The organism is Sphingobacteriaceae bacterium GW460-11-11-14-LB5, from assembly GCA_002151545.1.
In the GTDB taxonomy this organism is placed as follows: domain Bacteria; phylum Bacteroidota; class Bacteroidia; order Sphingobacteriales; family Sphingobacteriaceae; genus Pedobacter.
This window is the reverse complement of record CP021237.1, coordinates 4868673-4885846: the sequence shown is the minus strand read 5'-3', so window position 1 is coordinate 4885846 and position 17174 is coordinate 4868673. Positions and strand designations below refer to the sequence as shown.

Genomic DNA, 17174 nt, shown 5'->3' with positions numbered 1-17174 from the left:
CGACCTTGTGAGAAAAATTTAACAAATAAATCTCAAAATTTTTTTCACTTTTGTACGCATATGAATTATCCATTATTAAACGTTCCCGAACGTCCAGCTAAACCACGCCAAAAAGGCTTAACAATGGTTATGGATAAGGGATTGAGCCTACGCCAGGTTGAAGATTTTATTGAAGTTGCCGGCGTACATACAGATATCGTAAAATTAGGTTGGGCCACATCACACGTAACACCAAACCTTAAAGAAAAATTAGCTTTATATAAAAGTGCAGGCATTCCTACCTATTTCGGTGGAACATTATTTGAAGCCTTTATCATCCGTAACCAGTTTTCAGATTATCAGCGTGTATTAGATCAATACGGGATGGAATATGCAGAAGTTTCTGATGGTTCTATCGAAATTGAGCACGATAAAAAATGTGAGTTTATCCGTGAACTGGCTAAACAGGTAACCGTTATTTCTGAAGTGGGCAGTAAAGATGCCGCTAAAATATTTGCCCCATACAAGTGGATTAAATTAATGCAGGCCGAAATCGAAGCAGGATCGTGGAAGGTAATTGCCGAAGCCCGCGAAGGCGGTAATGTAGGTATTTACCGGGGTAGCGGCGAAGTGCGTGAAGGACTGGTTGATGAAATTCTAACGCAGATTCCTGAAGAAACCATTATCTGGGAGGCTCCTCAAAAAGAACAACAAGTTTGGTTTATTAAATTAATCGGTAGCAATGTAAATCTTGGTAATATTGCCCCGGCAGAAGTAATTCCTTTAGAAACTATTCGTTTAGGACTACGTGGAGATACTTTTGACTATTTTCTGAACCAAGTAAAATAAAAGACAAAAATCGTCATTGCGAGGTACGAAGCAATCTGTTGGTAGTATTTCTATCGCGTTAAGATGGCTTCGTGCCTCGCAATGACGTAAATACGCTTATGAAAACATACGGCTTAATCGGATATCCGCTTTCTCATTCTTTCTCGAAAAAATATTTCACAGAAAAATTTCAAAATGAAGGCATAGCCGGACATCAATATGAGCTTTTCCCTATTGCCGATATTAAATCGCTGCCCGATCTGCTGAATGAAAATCCGTCGCTGTGTGGCCTTAATGTAACTATTCCGCATAAAGTAAACGTGCTTTGCTATTTAAATGAAGTAGATGAAGCTGCAGAGAAAATTGGTGCTGTAAATTGTATTTCGATCAAAAGTTTTGAAGGGAAAAACTATCTTAAAGGCTACAATACCGATGCATATGGCTTTGAAGAATCGCTTAAGCCATTGTTAGGGCCGCAACATACAAAAGCACTTGTTTTTGGCGATGGCGGTGCGGCAAAAGCGGTTAAGTATGTTTTAGAAAAATTAAATATCCAATATCAGCTGGTGGTGCGAACGGCTGTTCCAGGTGCTATTCTATATTCGGAAGTTAGCCCGGAGATTTTGGCCTCACACCAGTTACTGATCAATACCACACCTTTGGGGATGTCGCCAAATGTAGATACCTTTCCAGAAATTGATTACAGCTTGCTTGGGCCGGGATATTTAGCCTACGATTTAGTGTATAATCCGCTGGAGACGGCGTTTTTGGCCAAAGCCGCCGAACGTGGTGCAGCCATTAAAAACGGTTTGGAAATGCTGTACAAACAAGCAGAAAAGGCCTGGGCAATCTGGAATAAATAATCTAACTTATCGTCATTGCGAGGAGGAACGACGAAGCCCGCCTGAAGCAGGCAGGCAATCTTTGATAGAATGTTATGAAATTAAAACAATTGATTATTCTTTTACCTTTTGTCCTGCTTTTGTTCCTAACAGCTTGTCAGAACCACGATTATAGTCCAAAGCCAAAAGCATATTTCAGGATTGTATTCCCTAAAAAAGACTACACCACATTTACCAAGCCAGTTCCCTTTACTTTCGAATACCCAACTTATGCAGCGGTAGAGCAGGATCAAAGTCGCGATGCCCAAAAAAACTGGTACAATTTGCACTTTAAGCAGTTTAATGGCTTTTTGCATTTAACTTATTACGATGTTTCGGGTAAAGGCGAATATGATGAAATGGTAGAAGATGCCCGAAAACTGGCCTTTAAACACACGATAAAAGCAAGCGCAATTGATCAGAAGCTCATTAATTACCCTGAACACCAGGTTTATGGTATTTATTATGCCATTGAAGGAAATACAGCTTCTTCTGTTCAGTTTTTTTTAACCGATAGCGCTAAACATTATTTTAGAGGGGCTTTATATTTTAATGAGCGCCCACAATACGATTCCATTGAACCCGTTGTTAAATTTATTAAAAAGGATATCGATACCCTGATTTCTACCTTCAGGTGGAAAAATTAATTTATTATTTGTTATCCTGGAAGCAGGATTTTTTCTAAAACTTATGATTACCATAAAAACCTTCACCTTTAACGCTTACAGCGAAAATACCTATGTGCTTTACGATGAAACCAAAGAATGTGTTATTATCGATCCGGGTATGTACGAGGGTTTTGAGCAAAATGAATTGGCCGCTTTCATCAAAAATGAAGGTTTAAAACCGGTTTTGTTGCTCAATACACATTGCCATCTCGATCATGTTTTCGGCAATAAATTTGTGTTCGAAACCTATGGCCTAAAACCACAGTTTCATCAGGGCGAACTACCCATTTTAAATGCCGTTCCCGGTTATGCACCATCAATGGGTTTTACCCGTTATGCTATATCTCCCTTGCCGGATACCTTTTTGCCCGAAACAGGAACTGTTTCTTTTGGCAATAGCACACTCACCCTAATTTTTGCTCCGGGGCATTCACCAGCGCACCTTTGTTTTTACAGTGCAGCCGATCATATTTTAATAGGTGGTGATGTGCTTTTTTATGGTAGCATTGGGCGTACCGATTTACCAGGAGGTAATCATCAGCAATTAATCCAAAACATTTCCGATAAACTGTTTGTCTTACCTGATGAAACCAAAGTTTATCCTGGCCATGGACCAGCCACAAGCATTGGTTTTGAAAAACAACATAACCCGTTTTTTTGATGTAAAATGTAAGATTGAATATGTAAAATGGTTTTACATACATCTTCCGTCTTACCTCATCCATCTTACATTTTAACTATCTTTGCCGCTGTGAATACATCGTTTTATATTGCCAAAAGGTATCTTTTTGCCAAAAAATCAACCAATGCCATTAACCTGATATCGGGCATATCAATGGTAGGTGTAATGGTTGGTAGTGCTGCATTAATTATTATCCTTTCGGTATTTAACGGTTTAGAAACTGTGGTATTAAACATGTTCGATACCATTACCCCGCAAATTGCCATTACCCCGGTTAAAGGGAAAACTTTTGATCCAAATACAACTTATTTTAATGCACTCCGAAAAAATAAGGACGTGGCCGCTTTTACGGAGGTCCTGCAGGAAAATGCATTACTAAAATATAACAACAAACAGGCCGTTGGAATGGTTAAAGGGGTAAGTTTAGATTATTTGAAAAATGCCAAATTAGATAGCACCATTAAAGAAGGCCACTTTATATTGCATAACAGAAGCGGCGATAATGCGGTAATTGGGTCTGCCCTGCAGAGTTATTTAGCGGTAAATACGGTTGATCCCTTTACGGAATTAGAGATTTATTCGCCAAAGAAAGATATCGCGGCCAATACCTTAAACCCGGCCGACGATTTTGTGGTGAAGAACATTCGGGTAAGCGGTGTTTTTGAAGTACAGCAAGATTTCGATAATGGCATTATTGTACCCTTAAATTTTGCGCGTGAACTTTTGGGCGAAGATAAAAAAGTGTCTGCAATAGAGATCAATCTCCAGCCTGGCGTTGATGTAGACGATTTTCAAAAAGAGGTAATTGAAAAAGCAGGTAAAGATTATGAGGTCAGAAATCAGGCCGAACAAAATAAATCACTCTACCACATTTTAAATACCGAAAAATGGGCCGTTTATATTATTCTTACTTTTATCCTGATTATTGCTATATTTAATATCATAGGGTCGTTAACCATGTTAGTAATCGATAAGGTAAAGGATGTAGCCATTCTGAGCAGTTTAGGCGCAGGTAAGAAATTAATCAAACGTATATTTTTATTTGAGGGCATGATGATCACCATGTCTGGCTGTGTGCTGGGCTTAATTATTGGCCTCATATTTTATTATTTTCAGCACACCTATGGTTTTATCAAAATGGGCGATGAAGTAAACAAAACGCTGGTAAGTTCTTATCCAATCGGATTAAAATGGAAAGATTTTGTTTTAGTTTTTGTTACAGTAGGCATCTTCTCATTTTTGGCATCTGCTTTGTCATCCAATTTAAGTGTTAAAAAGATAGATCAAATTAATCAAACTATATAAAATGAAGTTATTTAAACAAGCAATTGTACTCGTTGTGCTCCTTGGCGTAGCCGCTACAGCTTGTAGAAACGATAAAGCCGAGGGAGAAAAAAGTAATCTGAAAACGGTTAAAGGTTTATATAGTTTTGGTCCCGAAATGAAGTCGTTTACCTTATGCGAAGATGGGCGTGAATACTGGGTTACCGACAGTGTAAAAAACTTAGAACTGGCTTATAGCAACCTGGGTTTCGAAAAGCCTTACGAGCCTGTATATGTGGAATTAGAAGGTTATTTTGCGAAATCTGATACCGCTACAGTTTCTCCTGATTTCGATTCTACCTTAGTGGTGATGAAAGTGCTTAAAATCAGTAAAGAAATCCCTGACGGACCTTGTTCGCAATAATTCATTCAAACCTATAGAAGTCGTCATGCTGTCCCGAAGATTCCTATCGTGTGGTCAGCACCCCTTTTGCTATTAAAAACACTCGCAAACGCCTTGATTCGTGTCTCCACGAACCAAATCAATGTGTTGCGATTTAAATATTTTTTCTTGGAGCGCAACAGTAGTGCTTATCGGTTGCTGTAGTCCTGCTTTCCGCTCCTGCCGATGAAAAATCGGCATCCCCCTTCAATCAGGGCTAATTAACGCGTTTTTCTACAGCTATTAATGGTTTGGGTCTCATCGCCTAATTCGCTACGCCCTGCAGCCACAAATAGTTGCACCTTCTTTGCCACCCAAACCTGATCGAAGTGGTTCTGATCCTTTACCGATAAATCGGCACTACATTAGCATCAGAAAGAACGGAGAGCAGGACTATCATTGTTTAATGCTGCTGTACCTTCTTTCCAAAAAAGATCACTTTCATAATTTGCTCAAATAGGCTTTTTAAAAAAAAAAATAACTACTGATGAAAATGACCGATTTGTATCAAAACAAAAAAGCTTTCCTGTTTCCAGAAAAGCTTTAGAAATTATAATAAAAAGATATTTCCTACCAGTATACACTGTAAAGGGCTACCAATAAACCGATAATAATTAACGAACCAACAGCAAAACCTGTGGTGGTTTTGAACATTTTCGAATCGATTTCCAGACCTTTTGGATTAACACCATTTCTGTTTTCGAACAAACTAATAATGACCATACCAATCACACAGAATACGAATACAAAACCCATTCTATCTAAGAAAGGAATTTCGTAAACACCAACTCCGTTTTTAACCGAGAAGCCCATTCCTGATAACCAGGAAAGATCGGTCCAAGTAGGAAGAACCTTTAATAATAACGATAATCCGAAACCACCAACAGTGGCGAATAGCGCTGCGTTTGAGGTAGCTCTTTTCCAGAAGAAACCAAGAATAAACATGGCAAATATACCTGGAGACACAAAACCTGTATACTCCTGGATATACTGGAATCCGCCTTTTTTATCGATACCTAAGTATGGTGCAATAACAACACCCAATACCATGGCTACAACTACGGCAATTTTACCTGTAAAAACGAGGTTCTTTTCAGAAGCATCGGTTTTTAATACTTTTTTATAAATATCTAATGTAAAAATGGTTGCAATACTGTTTGCTTTACCCGCTAATGAGGCTACAACCGCTGCGGTTAATGCCGCAAACGATAAACCTTTTAATCCGGCAGGTAATAAGTTTAACAAAACCGGGTAAGCACGATCCGGATTAACAGACCCATCCTGCAACATCTCCGATTGGAAAGCGCCGTCTTTATACAATACATAAGCAGCAATACCTGGTAATACCACAATAATCGGCATTAATAACTTTAAGAACGCCGCAAACAAAATACCACCACGGGCCGTTTTTAAATCTGCACCTAAAGCACGTTGCGTGATGTACTGGTTACAACCCCAATAGTTAAGGTTTACAATCCACATACCACCTACTAATACGCTTAGTCCTGGTAAATCAATGTAATTCTCATTGTCAGGTTTTAAGATCATGTGAAAATGTTCTGATGCTTTTGAGGTCATCAGGCTATAGCCTTCGAAAATACCTGAGGTACCATAATGGGTAGAAACCAGGTTTAAGGCCAGGTATGTCGTGGCCAAACCGCCCAGAATTAAGAAAAATACCTGAATCACATCGGTATAACCAATTACTTTCATTCCACCTAGGGTAATTACAATGGCAAAAGCTGCAATGGCATACATACAGAAGGTTAAATCGAATCCAGAGATACTGCTAACAGCTAAAGCACCTAAGTAAAGGATTGAAGTTAAGTTTACCACTACGTATAACAATAACCAGAATACAGCCATAATCATGGCCACCGTTCCGTTGTAACGTTGGTGTAAGAACTGAGGCATTGTGGCAATTTTGTTCTTCAGGTAAACCGGAATAAAAAAAACAGCAACAATAACCAGTGTAAGGGCAGCCATCCACTCGTAAGTTGCAATTGCCAATCCCATCTTAAAGCCCGATCCGCTCATGCCGATAAACTGCTCTGCAGAAATATTAGAGGCGATTAAAGATGCACCGATTGCCCACCATGTAAGTGAACCTTCAGCTAAGAAATAATCTTTTGAGCCTGTGGATGCGGATTTTTTCTTGTTGTAGATGTACAGACCGTAAGCAGCCACAATAACGAAGTAGATTGCAAATACAATGTAATCCTTCGTGTCCAATAAATTGTTTTTCATTAATATAATAGCGGTTATTTGGTTTCGAAATCTAAATGTAGTAAAATCATAAATTAATCTCCGCTTTTTTTTAAATTAAAAAATGTTAAAATGACGTTTATTAATTTGAATATTCACTCCTTGCTGTCATTCTGAATGCAAAGAAGAACCCGAAGTTGCGGCGAAATAAATTTTTTACCGATGTGAGTCTGTGTCTCTACAGATCGTTCTAAATTAAAGCCTGGTGGCCTGTGCGGACACAGACCACGGCAGGATTTTTAATTTTAAATATACCTGTTGATCAGGTTTTCCAGGTATTCCTGCTTTCCGCTAAGTACCGCTGGTTCGCCGTTTTCTGCAGCGTAATTTCTCAGGTCCTCTAAACTTAGTTTGCCTTGTTCAAATTCGGCGCCCTTTCCGCTATCAAATGAAGCGTAACGCTCAGTCCTTATTTTTTTGTAATCAGATTTTTGAAGAATGGCATCTGCAGTGATTAATGCCCTTGCAAAGATGTCCATGCCACCTATATGTGCATAGAATAAGTCTTTCGGATCAGTAGAGTTACGGCGGATTTTCGCATCGAAGTTTACACCTCCACCCTGTAAGCCACCACCTTCTAAAATGATTAACATGGTTTCCGTTAGTTCGTTAATATCGTTCGGGAACTGATCGGTATCCCAGCCGTTCTGGTAATCGCCACGGTTAGCGTCGATAGAACCTAATAAGCCATTATCTACGGCAACCTGTAATTCATGCTGGAAAGTATGACCGGCCAGGGTAGCGTGGTTCACTTCTAAATTTAGTTTGAAATCGGCTAACAGATCGTACTGTTGTAAAAAGCCTTTTACCGTTGCTGCATCGTAATCATATTGGTGTTTAGAAGGCTCACATGGTTTCGGTTCAATGAAGAAAGTTCCCTTGAAACCCTGTTTGCGTGCATAATCTTTGGCGGTATGTAAAAATTTTGCCAAATGTTCCTGCTCACGTTTCATGTTGGTGTTCAATAAGCTCATATAACCTTCTCTTCCTCCCCAGAAAACATAATTTTCGCCACCAAGGGCAATTGTAGCATCTAAAGCTGCTTTAACTTGTGCCGCTCCGTGTGCCAGTACATGGAAATCGGGATTGGTCGACGCACCATTCATGTAACGCCTATGGCTGAATAAATTGGCGGTTCCCCATAACAGTTTTACGCCGCTATCAGCCTGTTTTTGTTTGGCATATTCAACAAGGGCCTGTAACCTGCGTTCGTTTTCGGCAATATCATCGCTATAATCTACCACATCCACATCATGGAAACAATAATAAGGGATCTGCATTTTAGTGATAAACTCAAAGGCTGCATCCATTTTATCTTTTGCCCTTTCTACTGCATCTTTTTTTTCATCCCAGGGGAAAATGTGCGTTGCACCACCAAAAGGATCAGCACCGTTTCCATTGAACGAATGCCAATAGGCACAGGCAAATTTAAAATGCTCGTTCATGGTTTTGCCCGCTACTACTTTGTTGGCATCATACCATCTAAATGCTAATGGATTATCGCTTCCCAGACCTTCAAATTTGATCTGTTCAATGCCTTTGAAAAATTCCGTTGCTCCTGTTACTACTTTTGTCATGTGTTTTTGTTTTTTGGTTGATGGTTTCTTGGTCAACAGTTCATAGCCGATCTGGCTATGGACGATCAGCCACTAACCCATTGCTAACTGTTTCTCTAATATTTCTTTCCAATCCTGGTAGATTGGTTCATATGCTGCCGGATGTTGTGGCATTAAAGTTTTAATTACTTCGTGATTGCTGAAAGCCTCTTCTGCACTTTTAAAAATCCCCGCACCTATCCCTGCACCTATGCCTGCGCCTACACTACCGTCGTTTTCGTAAAGTTCTACCGGAATGCCGGTCACATCTACAAAAGTTTGTGCAAATACATCACTTAAAAACAGGTTGGCCCTTCCGGCCCTGATTACTTTAGGTTTCATGCCGTTTTCGCGCATAATATCCAGCCCATAACGGAAAGAGAAGGCAATCCCTTCCTGTACTGCCCTGAAAATATCTGATGGATTGTGGCGGTTTAAATCGATGCCCAATAACTGGGCTCCGGTATATTTATTATTCAACATCCGTTCGGCACCGTTTCCGAAAGGAAGTACTTTTAAACCGTTACTACCTATTGGTGCTTTAGATGCCAGGTTATTCAGTTCCGCGTAAGTAGATTGTGGTGCGAAATTATGTTTTGCCCAGCGGTACATGCTACCAGTGCCATTAATGCAGAGTAAAACGCCGGTGTGTTTTTGCTCCTCCGTAAAGGTTACATGCGCAAAGGTATTCACCCTCGATTGTTTATCGTAAGTAAGACCGTCGCTTATCCCATAAATTACACCAGATGTGCCGGCTGTAGCGGCAACTTCGCCTGGTTTTAATACATTTAGCGAAAGCGCATTGTTGGGCTGATCGCCGGATTTATAGGCAACCGGAATGCCTGTTGTTAAGCCCAATGCTTGAGCAATAGCAGTCTTTAAATAACCATGCTCCGAAAATAAAGGTTTTATGGTTGGAATAAGATCGACAGAAATGCTATAATAATTCATTACATCTTTAGAAATTTCGTGGTTTTCAAAATCCCAAAAAATGCCTTCAGATAATGCAGAAATACTGGTTGTAATTTCCCCGGTTAATTTCATTGCGATAAAATCGCCGGGCAACATTATTTTATCGATACGGCTGTAGATGTCTGGTTCGTTTGCTTTTACCCAGGCCAGTTTTGATGCCGTAAAGTTGCCTGGAGAGTTTAATAAATGTTTTAACGATTTTTCGTTTCCAATCGCCTCAAAAGCACCATTACCTAGCTCCACAGCCCTGCTATCGCACCAGATAATACTATCGCGGAGTACCTCCTGGTTTTTATCTACAACAACCAGCCCGTGCATTTGGTACGCAATACCAATGGCTTTAATTTCTTTCGGATCAAATAAGCCTGTCGAATTTAATTTGAGGATGGCCTGCTGCACATTTTGCCACCAATCGTTAGGCGATTGTTCTGCCCAGCCCGACTGTAAAGATTTGATGGCCGTTTCCTCTTCCGGATACTGAGCGCTGGCTACGTTTCTTTGCGTAGTTGCATCAACAACCGCAACCTTTATAGATGAGGTACCTAAATCAATCCCTAATAAATACATGCTTTAATGTTCTTTTAATATCTGGTTATGCAAACGGTTGCATAAAGATAGCCTGAAAAATATCAATCGCAAATTTTTTATCAAATCTGTTGAATTGAATGCAGCCATTTGAAACGCAACCTGTCTTATTTTGGAACGAAGACGAATTATTTAATAATTTATATTTTTGCCATCAATACATTAGTTATTTATGGAACAGATTACATGGGGCGATTTCGAAAAGGTAGAATTAAGGGTGGGCACCATTTTAGAAGCTTTCGAATTTCCTGAAGCCCGAAGGCCGGCTTATAAAGTAAAGGTAGACTTTGGTGAATTCGGCATAAAAATGAGCAGTGCACAAATTACCAAACATTATACATTGGAAGAATTACCCGGAAAACAGATTGTTGGGGTGATTAACTTTCCTAAAAAACAGATCGGCAAATTTATGTCCGAATTTTTAGTTACTGGTTTTGCCGATGAAAACGGCGATATCGTATTAACAGCTGTGCAAAGTAAAGTGCCTAACGGGAGTAAGTTGGTCTAGTTTGCACACGTTTTCCTATTTCCCGCAGATTTAAAAGGATAAGAAACGCAGATTTTCTTAAGCAATTTTAAATCTGTTTGATCTGCGGTTTCCATCAGTGCCTATCTGCGGGAAAATAAGCTAGTTATTTTCCAGGCCATGCTAAAATAGTCCTGATTAAAGTGTTTGCTCTAGACCTTTGAAGATACCTTGCGCTTTGCCTTATTAAACTTCGGAAGTGTTAGCCTATATTTGCTTCATGAGTTTTTACAATTTCGAAAATACCGATCCCGAAGAAGAAGATATCCATTATATGAAATTGGCTTTGGAAGAAGCGAAAAAAGCTTTGGCTGATGATGAGATTCCAATCGGCGCTATCGTGGTCAGTAAAAACAGGATTATTGGCCGTGGCTATAATTTAACTGAACGCTTTAACGATGTAACTGCACATGCCGAAATGCAGGCCTTTACTTCTGCCGCACAAACCATTGGCGGGAAATATTTAAGGGATTGTACTTTGTATGTAACCATCGAGCCTTGTGTAATGTGCGCCGGTGCAAGTTATTGGACACAGATTGGTCGCATTGTTTATGGCGCCCGCGAAGAAAAAAGAGGCTTTATATCCAAAAATGCAAATCTGCTTCATCCTAAAACCGTATTAAAAGGAGGTGTAATGGCGGAAGAATGTGCAACGCTGATGAAAGATTTTTTTGCGAAGAAGCGGTAGATGAGATGAGTTAATGGCTCATGGTTTATCGTGCATAGACAATGGGCTATTTACCATTGACCATCAACGATTGATTAAAGATCAATTTTTTCATTAAAAACCACTTGGCTATCGCCCTGAACCTTACAGCTTTTTAACCCTCCCGGCTTTACAACAATACACAGAAAACGATTTGATGATAATAACATGAACAAATCTTAACGTTCTAATGTTATATTTGCTACAAGAAACATTTTTAAATCTTTAAACATAAAACATTATGGCTTTTGAATTACCTGCGTTACATTACGCAACCGATGCATTAGAACCGCATATTGATAAAACTACCATGGAAATCCACCATGATAAACACCATCAAGCTTACGTTACCAACCTAAACAAAGCGTTAGAAGGTAAAGCAGAGGCGACTTCGAGCATCGAGGAAATTGTAAAACACATTTCAAAATTCCCTGCTGCTGTTAGAAACAATGGTGGTGGCCACTATAATCACTCCTTATTCTGGAACATTTTAGGTCCAAATAAAGGTGGTGAGCCAACTGGCGATTTAGCTAAAGCAATTAACGAAACTTTTGGTTCATTTGCTGATCTTAAAACTAAATTACAAGAAGCTGGTGCTACCCGTTTTGGTTCTGGCTGGGCCTGGTTATCAGTTGGTGCTGATAAAAAACTTCAGGTTTCTTCTACACCAAACCAGGATAATCCTTTAATGGATGTTGCTGAAGTTAAAGGAACACCAATTTTAGGTATCGATGTTTGGGAACACGCATATTACTTAAAATACCAGAACAAACGCCCTGATTATTTAGCGGCAATCTGGAATGTAATTAACTGGGATGCAGTTGCTGAGCTTTACAAAAAAGCTTTATAAGCAAAACATTCAATAAAATTTGAGAGAAGTCCCGATGTAAATCGGGACTTTCTTGTTTTAAGATAATTAAGTAACTTCGCAGGTATAAAATGTTCGAAATGAAAAGGCTTGTAATTTTATTTTTAATTATTGTTGGTGTAAATGGATTGGTGCGTGCACAACAGAATAAAGTACCAACTCCAACGGAAATTGCACAGAAGAATGTGGAGGATCTGGATAAGCGGTTAAAACTAAATGGAACGCAAAAAAGCGTAATCTACAGCTTTACCTACAACCAGGCTAAAGAACAGGCTGATTTAATTAAAAGACAACAGGCAGGCAACTCGCGCGAAGAGGATGTAGATAAATTCTATAAACTCCAGAATGAAACCTCGAAGAATATCCGCAATGTTTTAAGACCAGAGCAACAAACCGAATATGACAAAATCATTGAGGAACGTTTAAGTGGTAAAGGTTTAAAAGCGAAAAACAAGAAAAAGAAAAAAGGCGAAGAGGAAGAAGTGGAAAGCGATATTAAAGGATTGCTATCTGCACCTCCAATACAAAAACAAGATCTTTAAGCATTTAGCGCTTTTGTAATCGGTTAATTCAATAACAAATGCCAGAGATAATACTAGGCACCATTGTGCTCGGACTATTATTGTCGCCACAATTACTTGCAGGTTTTTTGGCAAAAAGAACCGGCCGGAATTTTTGGTTCTGGTTTTTCATTTCCTTTTTAATTCCCATTATTTCATTAATTATTTTGATCTTTTTAGAGGATAAAAATCCAGCTGCAGCAGGCTATAAATTAGCTGAACATGTAGATAAGAAATTAGTTTCCGATGCCGTAGAATAATCAATTTTATAGAAAAGTCGTCATCTCGACTGAAGCGCAGTGGAATGGAGAGATCTATATAGGATAGATTTAGCTTCGCTGAGCACTTCGTGGTTCTCGGCTACGTTACACTCCGCTCGAAATGACGATCGTGAAGCGAGCTGTAACTTATATCCCAACAATATCTTTTTTCTTTTTTTGCTTCATGGTTTTAGGGATAATTTCTAAAATCTCATCTTTTAAAGCATTAAGCATTCGCTTTTTAATGAAGTTTTTATGTGTGACCAGACTGATCTCGCGCACAGGCTCAGGCGATTTAAAATGACGGATTTTATTGGTCTGTTTTGCATTTAATTCGGTTATGGCCAATTCAGGCAATAATGTTGCACCTCCGTTTAAATCAACCATGCGCACCAGGGTTTCTACACTACCGGTGTTGTATTCCAGTCCTTGTAACCTGTTGTTTTTGGTGGAACGGCAAATGTTCAATACCTGATTGCGCATACAATGACCCTCGTTTAAAAGCCAGATATTTTCGTCATTCAAATCTTCGGCATCAACTGCTTTCTTTTTGTAAAGCTTGCTGTTTTTACTGATGTAGCTTACAAAGTTTTCGTAATATAATGGGGTTTCGGTAATGTTCGGGTCGGTAAGTGGTGTGGCCAAAATACCGCAATCCAATACACCTGTTTTTAGGTGGTGAATAATATCTTCGGTGGTATATTCCCAGATTAAAAGTTTTAGTTCAGGGTATTTATCCAGCATGGCCGAAATCACTTCGGGCAGCAGATATGGTGCAACAGTTGGGATAACACCTATTCTTAATTCGCCAAGAACATCCTGCTGCTGACTGCTGATGAGTTCTTTAATCTTGCCGCTTTCCTGTAAAATAATTCTGGCCTGGGCAATAATCTGGGCGCCAATTTCAGTCGGGCTTACAGGCTGTTTGCTCCTATCGAAAATTTTAACGCTAATCAGTTCCTCCAGTTTTTGCACCTGCATGCTTAAGGTAGGTTGCGTTACAAAACACTTATCTGCAGCAGTAACAAAACTTCTGTAAGTATCTACAGCAACAATATATTCTAGCTGAACTAAAGTCATATAGGTAAAATTGATTTATATTTTCAAATATATAAATTCTAACTATATAAAATTATGGAATGAGCAAATTAATGAGTGATTGAATGGAAGCGGATTAAAGCATTCTGTGATTCAACCCTCCTCTCATTCAATCATTATTTTAATATCTGCTTTCGAAATCCTGATAAGCCAAAGCTATACCCTCAGGGAGCTCGATTTTATGTTTCCAGCCTAAATTGTGGAGTTTGCTTACGTCCATTAATTTACGTGGTGTTCCATCGGGTTTAGTGGCATCAAACACCAATTTTCCTTCAAAGCCCAAAACATCTTTAATCAATAAAGCCAGGTCTTTAATGGTTAAATCGTGTCCCGTACCAATATTGATCAGGTGCGGCTCGTTATAGTTTTGCATTAAGAAATAACAGGCATCTGCTAAATCATCGGCGAATAAAAATTCGCGCATGGGCGAACCCGATCCCCAAACCACTACTTCTTTTTCGTTGTTTGCTTTTGCCTCATGTACCTTACGGATCAAAGCAGGTAAAACATGCGAATTTTGAGGGTGATAGTTATCATTAAAACCATACAAATTTGTTGGCATTACCGAGATAAAATTACAGCCATACTGATCGCGGTAGGCATCACACATTTTGATGCCTGCAATTTTTGCAATGGCATAAGGCTCGTTGGTGTGCTCCAAAATTCCGGTTAAAAGGTAATCTTCTTTTAGGGGCTGTGGAGCCATTTTAGGATAAATACAACTCGAACCCAAAAACATGAGTTTTTTAACGCCACTTACATAAGCATTGTGGATTACATTATTTTGTATGGCTAAATTCTCATAAAGAAAGTCGGCGCGATAAGTATTGTTGGCTACAATTCCACCCACTTTTGCGGCGGCAAGAAATACGTAGTCTGGTTTTTCTGCAGCAAAGAAATCTGTAACGGCCTGTTGGTTGCGTAAATCTAATTCGCCCGAAGTTTTAGTTACAATATGCTCATAACCCTCTTTTTGCAGTTTGCGGTAAATGGCCGAACCCACCATGCCACGATGGCCTGCAACATATATTTTAGCGTTTTTTTCCACGGTATTTTTTATAGGCTACAAAAATACGATTCCTAAATAAGAATGGCATTAATCTTTCTGGCAAAAGAAACTTCGATTATTGATTTAATTGTATTTTTGCAGAAAAAAAACTTTTGGGTAAAGATAAACTTAGGCGTTTTGCAGAAATCGAAACATTTGCAAACGTATATCAACTGGAACAAGGAAAAGCTTTAAAGGGAAACTGGGCTTCAGCACATTTTAAAAATACGAATCCCATTGTGCTTGAGCTGGCATGTGGAAAAGGCGAATATTCGGTGAATTTAGCCAGGCTGTTCCCTGAAAAAAACTTTATAGGCGTTGATTATAAAGGCAACCGCATTTGGAGGGGGGCCAAAACAGCTATTGAAGATGGAATTAACAATGTTGCTTTTTTAAGAATCCAGATTGAAAATTTACTGGATTATTTTAACGAAGGAGAAATTGACGAGATCTGGATCACTTTCCCCGATCCGCAACCACAAGATAGCCGTGAGAAAAAACGGTTGACTTTTCCAGCATTCCTGAACCGTTATAAACTTGTTTTAAAGCCGGGAGGTAATGTTAATTTGAAAACAGATAACGACCAATTGTATGCTTATACTTGCGAAAAAGTGGCAGAATTAGGCTTGCCTGTACATAAAAATACCGATCATCTGTATACTTCTGATCTAGTTGATGAGGTATTGTCGATCAAAACCTATTACGAGAAAAAATACTTGCTACACGATAAAAATATTAATTATATTCAGTTTTCTTTTGAATAATGGATACCAACTTTTACGAACAGGTTTATGAGATTGCCCGGTTAATTCCGAAGGGAAGGGTAACCTCTTATGGAGCCATCGCTAAAAGTTTGGGTGCTGCAAAATCATCACGAATGGTGGGGCATGCCATGCTTTATGCCGGAACAGCCCACCCCAAAGTACCTGCCCATAGGGTAGTAAACAGTAGTGGTTTACTGACCGGGAAGTTTCATTTCAAACCTCCGGAGTTAATGGAAGAACTGTTAAGAAACGAAGGCGTTGAAGTAAAGAACGATAAGGTGGTTAACTTTAAAAAGGTATTCTGGAATCCGATTGAAGAAATTACAATATAACGGGTAAACTTCGCTTATAATCAGTAAGGGTAAAAATAATCAAAATCAATAAGCCCAGGCAGGCGTAGAAAATTTCGTCAACTAAATTTCCTTTAAAAAGCGTAAAGGCTAAAATGACAAGAACAATACTGACAAAAAATTCGATAAGGCCATGAAGTTTAAGGTTAATAATTTTAAAAATGCCTCCACTAAAGTTAGTGCACACTGTTAATAAAAAATGAATAATGCCCAGCACATATGCCAGTGTTGAAGCAGTTTTAGAAAGGACAAAAACATCAGGTGAAGCCAATAGAAGCATTACTAATAGGTAGTCTAAAACAGCATGAAATTTTGGAGATATCATTTTCATAATCAAATGTTTATATCTCTAACAAATAATAGTTAAAAAAGATTTTAGAATATGGGAAAGCTTGTAGAAGAATTTAACGGCTATCGTGAGAAAATGAACGATAGGATAATGGAAACGGCGAACACAAATATTAAACGTTTTTTTGCCCTGGATACCACCTCCTATGCTGATGGAGCTTTAGATGTTAAAACGAAAGAGATGTTAGGTCTGGTAGCCTCAATGGTTTTGCGTTGTGATGATTGCATTAAATACCATTTAGGTAAATGTTTTGATGCCGGCGTAAACCATGAGGAGATGAACGAAATTTTCATGATTGCCAATCTGGTGGGTGGTAGTATTGTAATTCCTCATTACAGGAGAGCTGTGGAGTATTGGGATGAGTTGAGTTCGGAGTTGGGCGTTTAGAGCTGTTTATTTTACGCACGCGTCATGCTGAACTTGTTTCAGCATCTTTTTGCAATAAAAATATCTTGAGGAAAGACCCTGAACTAAATTCAGGGTGA

The 17174-nt window shown here is 39.0% G+C and carries 20 protein-coding genes; 14 read left to right on the top strand and 6 right to left on the bottom strand.

From position 1 onward, the window contains the following. Positions 1-60: 60 nt before the first annotated feature. The 6 genes from CA265_19750 to CA265_19725 all read left to right on the top strand — a co-directional run bounded on the left by CA265_19750 (position 61) and on the right by CA265_19725 (position 4725). Complete coding sequence (locus CA265_19750; GenBank protein ARS41765.1) at positions 61-828, top strand: phosphosulfolactate synthase; 768 nt, start codon at positions 61-63, stop codon at positions 826-828. Positions 829-926: 98 nt separating this feature from the next. Next, positions 927-1670 (top strand): shikimate dehydrogenase, encoded by a 744-nt coding sequence (gene aroE, locus CA265_19745; protein ID ARS41764.1) that lies wholly within the window; start codon positions 927-929, stop codon positions 1668-1670. A 74-nt stretch (positions 1671-1744) separates the two neighbouring features. Further along, positions 1745-2335, top strand: coding sequence for a gliding motility lipoprotein GldD (locus CA265_19740; protein ARS41763.1), 591 nt, complete (start codon positions 1745-1747; stop codon positions 2333-2335). Positions 2336-2378: 43 nt separating this feature from the next. Beyond that, positions 2379-3017 carry an MBL fold hydrolase gene (locus tag CA265_19735; protein ARS41762.1) on the top strand — a complete coding sequence of 213 codons (639 nt, stop codon included), beginning with the start codon at positions 2379-2381 and terminating at the stop codon, positions 3015-3017. Positions 3018-3044: 27 nt separating this feature from the next. Next, positions 3045-4343 (top strand): hypothetical protein, encoded by a 1299-nt coding sequence (locus CA265_19730; GenBank protein ARS41761.1) that lies wholly within the window; start codon positions 3045-3047, stop codon positions 4341-4343. A gap of 1 nt (position 4344) precedes the next feature. Continuing rightward, positions 4345-4725: a hypothetical protein gene (locus CA265_19725; protein ID ARS41760.1), complete on the top strand. Its 381-nt coding sequence runs from the start codon at positions 4345-4347 to the stop codon at positions 4723-4725. A 588-nt stretch (positions 4726-5313) separates the two neighbouring features. Here the strand turns inward: CA265_19725 and CA265_19720 are convergent. The 3 genes from CA265_19720 to CA265_19710 form a co-directional block, all read right to left on the bottom strand. After that, positions 5314-6990 carry a sodium transporter gene (locus CA265_19720; GenBank protein ID ARS41759.1) on the bottom strand — a complete coding sequence of 559 codons (1677 nt, stop codon included), beginning with the start codon at positions 6988-6990 and terminating at the stop codon, positions 5314-5316. A 263-nt stretch (positions 6991-7253) separates the two neighbouring features. Beyond that, positions 7254-8585 carry a xylose isomerase gene (locus CA265_19715; GenBank protein ID ARS41758.1) on the bottom strand — a complete coding sequence of 444 codons (1332 nt, stop codon included), beginning with the start codon at positions 8583-8585 and terminating at the stop codon, positions 7254-7256. A 72-nt stretch (positions 8586-8657) separates the two neighbouring features. Beyond that, entirely contained in the window at positions 8658-10142 is a 1485-nt protein-coding gene (locus CA265_19710; protein ARS41757.1) for a carbohydrate kinase, read from the bottom strand. A gap of 190 nt (positions 10143-10332) precedes the next feature. Here CA265_19710 and CA265_19705 point away from each other — a divergent pair, with 190 nt between their 5' ends. From CA265_19705 to CA265_19685, 5 genes are all read left to right on the top strand, one after another. Beyond that, positions 10333-10668, top strand: coding sequence for a tRNA-binding protein (locus CA265_19705; GenBank protein ARS41756.1), 336 nt, complete (start codon positions 10333-10335; stop codon positions 10666-10668). Positions 10669-10906: 238 nt separating this feature from the next. Then, positions 10907-11374 (top strand): tRNA-specific adenosine deaminase, encoded by a 468-nt coding sequence (locus tag CA265_19700; GenBank protein ARS41755.1) that lies wholly within the window; start codon positions 10907-10909, stop codon positions 11372-11374. A gap of 259 nt (positions 11375-11633) precedes the next feature. After that, positions 11634-12242, top strand: coding sequence for a superoxide dismutase (locus tag CA265_19695; GenBank protein ID ARS41754.1), 609 nt, complete (start codon positions 11634-11636; stop codon positions 12240-12242). A 98-nt stretch (positions 12243-12340) separates the two neighbouring features. Then, positions 12341-12802 (top strand): hypothetical protein, encoded by a 462-nt coding sequence (locus CA265_19690; protein ID ARS43066.1) that lies wholly within the window; start codon positions 12341-12343, stop codon positions 12800-12802. A gap of 38 nt (positions 12803-12840) precedes the next feature. After that, entirely contained in the window at positions 12841-13080 is a 240-nt protein-coding gene (locus CA265_19685; protein ARS41753.1) for a hypothetical protein, read from the top strand. 147 nt (positions 13081-13227) lie between these two features. Here CA265_19685 and CA265_19680 read toward each other — a convergent pair whose 3' ends face one another. Both CA265_19680 and CA265_19675 read right to left on the bottom strand, forming a co-directional pair. Then, positions 13228-14160, bottom strand: coding sequence for a DNA-binding transcriptional regulator OxyR (locus tag CA265_19680; GenBank protein ID ARS41752.1), 933 nt, complete (start codon positions 14158-14160; stop codon positions 13228-13230). A gap of 139 nt (positions 14161-14299) precedes the next feature. Beyond that, positions 14300-15226: a GDP-fucose synthetase gene (locus tag CA265_19675; GenBank protein ID ARS41751.1), complete on the bottom strand. Its 927-nt coding sequence runs from the start codon at positions 15224-15226 to the stop codon at positions 14300-14302. A gap of 113 nt (positions 15227-15339) precedes the next feature. Here CA265_19675 and CA265_19670 point away from each other — a divergent pair, with 113 nt between their 5' ends. Then, positions 15340-15990, top strand: a complete 651-nt coding sequence (locus CA265_19670) for a tRNA (guanosine(46)-N7)-methyltransferase TrmB (protein ID ARS41750.1) — start codon at positions 15340-15342, stop codon at positions 15988-15990. Continuing rightward, positions 15990-16322, top strand: a complete 333-nt coding sequence (locus CA265_19665; GenBank protein ARS41749.1) for a cysteine methyltransferase — start codon at positions 15990-15992, stop codon at positions 16320-16322. Before CA265_19670 ends, CA265_19665 begins: the two co-directional genes overlap by 1 nt. On the opposite strand, the gene CA265_19660 is transcribed toward CA265_19665, so the two are convergent. Next, positions 16312-16671, bottom strand: coding sequence for a hypothetical protein (locus CA265_19660; protein ID ARS41748.1), 360 nt, complete (start codon positions 16669-16671; stop codon positions 16312-16314). The genes CA265_19665 and CA265_19660 overlap by 11 nt on opposite strands. Before the next feature lie 51 nt (positions 16672-16722). On the opposite strand from CA265_19660, the gene CA265_19655 reads away from it, so the two are divergent. Then, positions 16723-17076 carry a carboxymuconolactone decarboxylase family protein gene (locus CA265_19655; protein ARS41747.1) on the top strand — a complete coding sequence of 118 codons (354 nt, stop codon included), beginning with the start codon at positions 16723-16725 and terminating at the stop codon, positions 17074-17076. The last annotated feature ends 98 nt before the right edge of the window (positions 17077-17174 follow it).

Excerpts from the sequence above, each read along its gene's own strand:
- CA265_19750 (ARS41765.1), top strand. The coding sequence starts at position 61 with ATGAATTATCCATTATTAAACGTTCCCGAACGTCCAGCTAAACCACGC.
- aroE (ARS41764.1), top strand. The coding sequence starts at position 927 with ATGAAAACATACGGCTTAATCGGATATCCGCTTTCTCATTCTTTCTCG.
- CA265_19740 (ARS41763.1), top strand. The coding sequence starts at position 1,745 with ATGAAATTAAAACAATTGATTATTCTTTTACCTTTTGTCCTGCTTTTG.
- CA265_19735 (ARS41762.1), top strand. The coding sequence starts at position 2,379 with ATGATTACCATAAAAACCTTCACCTTTAACGCTTACAGCGAAAATACC.
- CA265_19730 (ARS41761.1), top strand. The coding sequence starts at position 3,045 with ATGGTTTTACATACATCTTCCGTCTTACCTCATCCATCTTACATTTTA.
- CA265_19725 (ARS41760.1), top strand. The coding sequence starts at position 4,345 with ATGAAGTTATTTAAACAAGCAATTGTACTCGTTGTGCTCCTTGGCGTA.
- CA265_19720 (ARS41759.1), bottom strand. The coding sequence starts at position 6,990 with ATGAAAAACAATTTATTGGACACGAAGGATTACATTGTATTTGCAATC.
- CA265_19715 (ARS41758.1), bottom strand. The coding sequence starts at position 8,585 with ATGACAAAAGTAGTAACAGGAGCAACGGAATTTTTCAAAGGCATTGAA.
- CA265_19710 (ARS41757.1), bottom strand. The coding sequence starts at position 10,142 with ATGTATTTATTAGGGATTGATTTAGGTACCTCATCTATAAAGGTTGCG.
- CA265_19705 (ARS41756.1), top strand. The coding sequence starts at position 10,333 with ATGGAACAGATTACATGGGGCGATTTCGAAAAGGTAGAATTAAGGGTG.
- CA265_19700 (ARS41755.1), top strand. The coding sequence starts at position 10,907 with ATGAGTTTTTACAATTTCGAAAATACCGATCCCGAAGAAGAAGATATC.
- CA265_19695 (ARS41754.1), top strand. The coding sequence starts at position 11,634 with ATGGCTTTTGAATTACCTGCGTTACATTACGCAACCGATGCATTAGAA.
- CA265_19690 (ARS43066.1), top strand. The coding sequence starts at position 12,341 with ATGAAAAGGCTTGTAATTTTATTTTTAATTATTGTTGGTGTAAATGGA.
- CA265_19685 (ARS41753.1), top strand. The coding sequence starts at position 12,841 with ATGCCAGAGATAATACTAGGCACCATTGTGCTCGGACTATTATTGTCG.
- CA265_19680 (ARS41752.1), bottom strand. The coding sequence starts at position 14,160 with ATGACTTTAGTTCAGCTAGAATATATTGTTGCTGTAGATACTTACAGA.
- CA265_19665 (ARS41749.1), top strand. The coding sequence starts at position 15,990 with ATGGATACCAACTTTTACGAACAGGTTTATGAGATTGCCCGGTTAATT.
- CA265_19660 (ARS41748.1), bottom strand. The coding sequence starts at position 16,671 with ATGAAAATGATATCTCCAAAATTTCATGCTGTTTTAGACTACCTATTA.
- CA265_19655 (ARS41747.1), top strand. The coding sequence starts at position 16,723 with ATGGGAAAGCTTGTAGAAGAATTTAACGGCTATCGTGAGAAAATGAAC.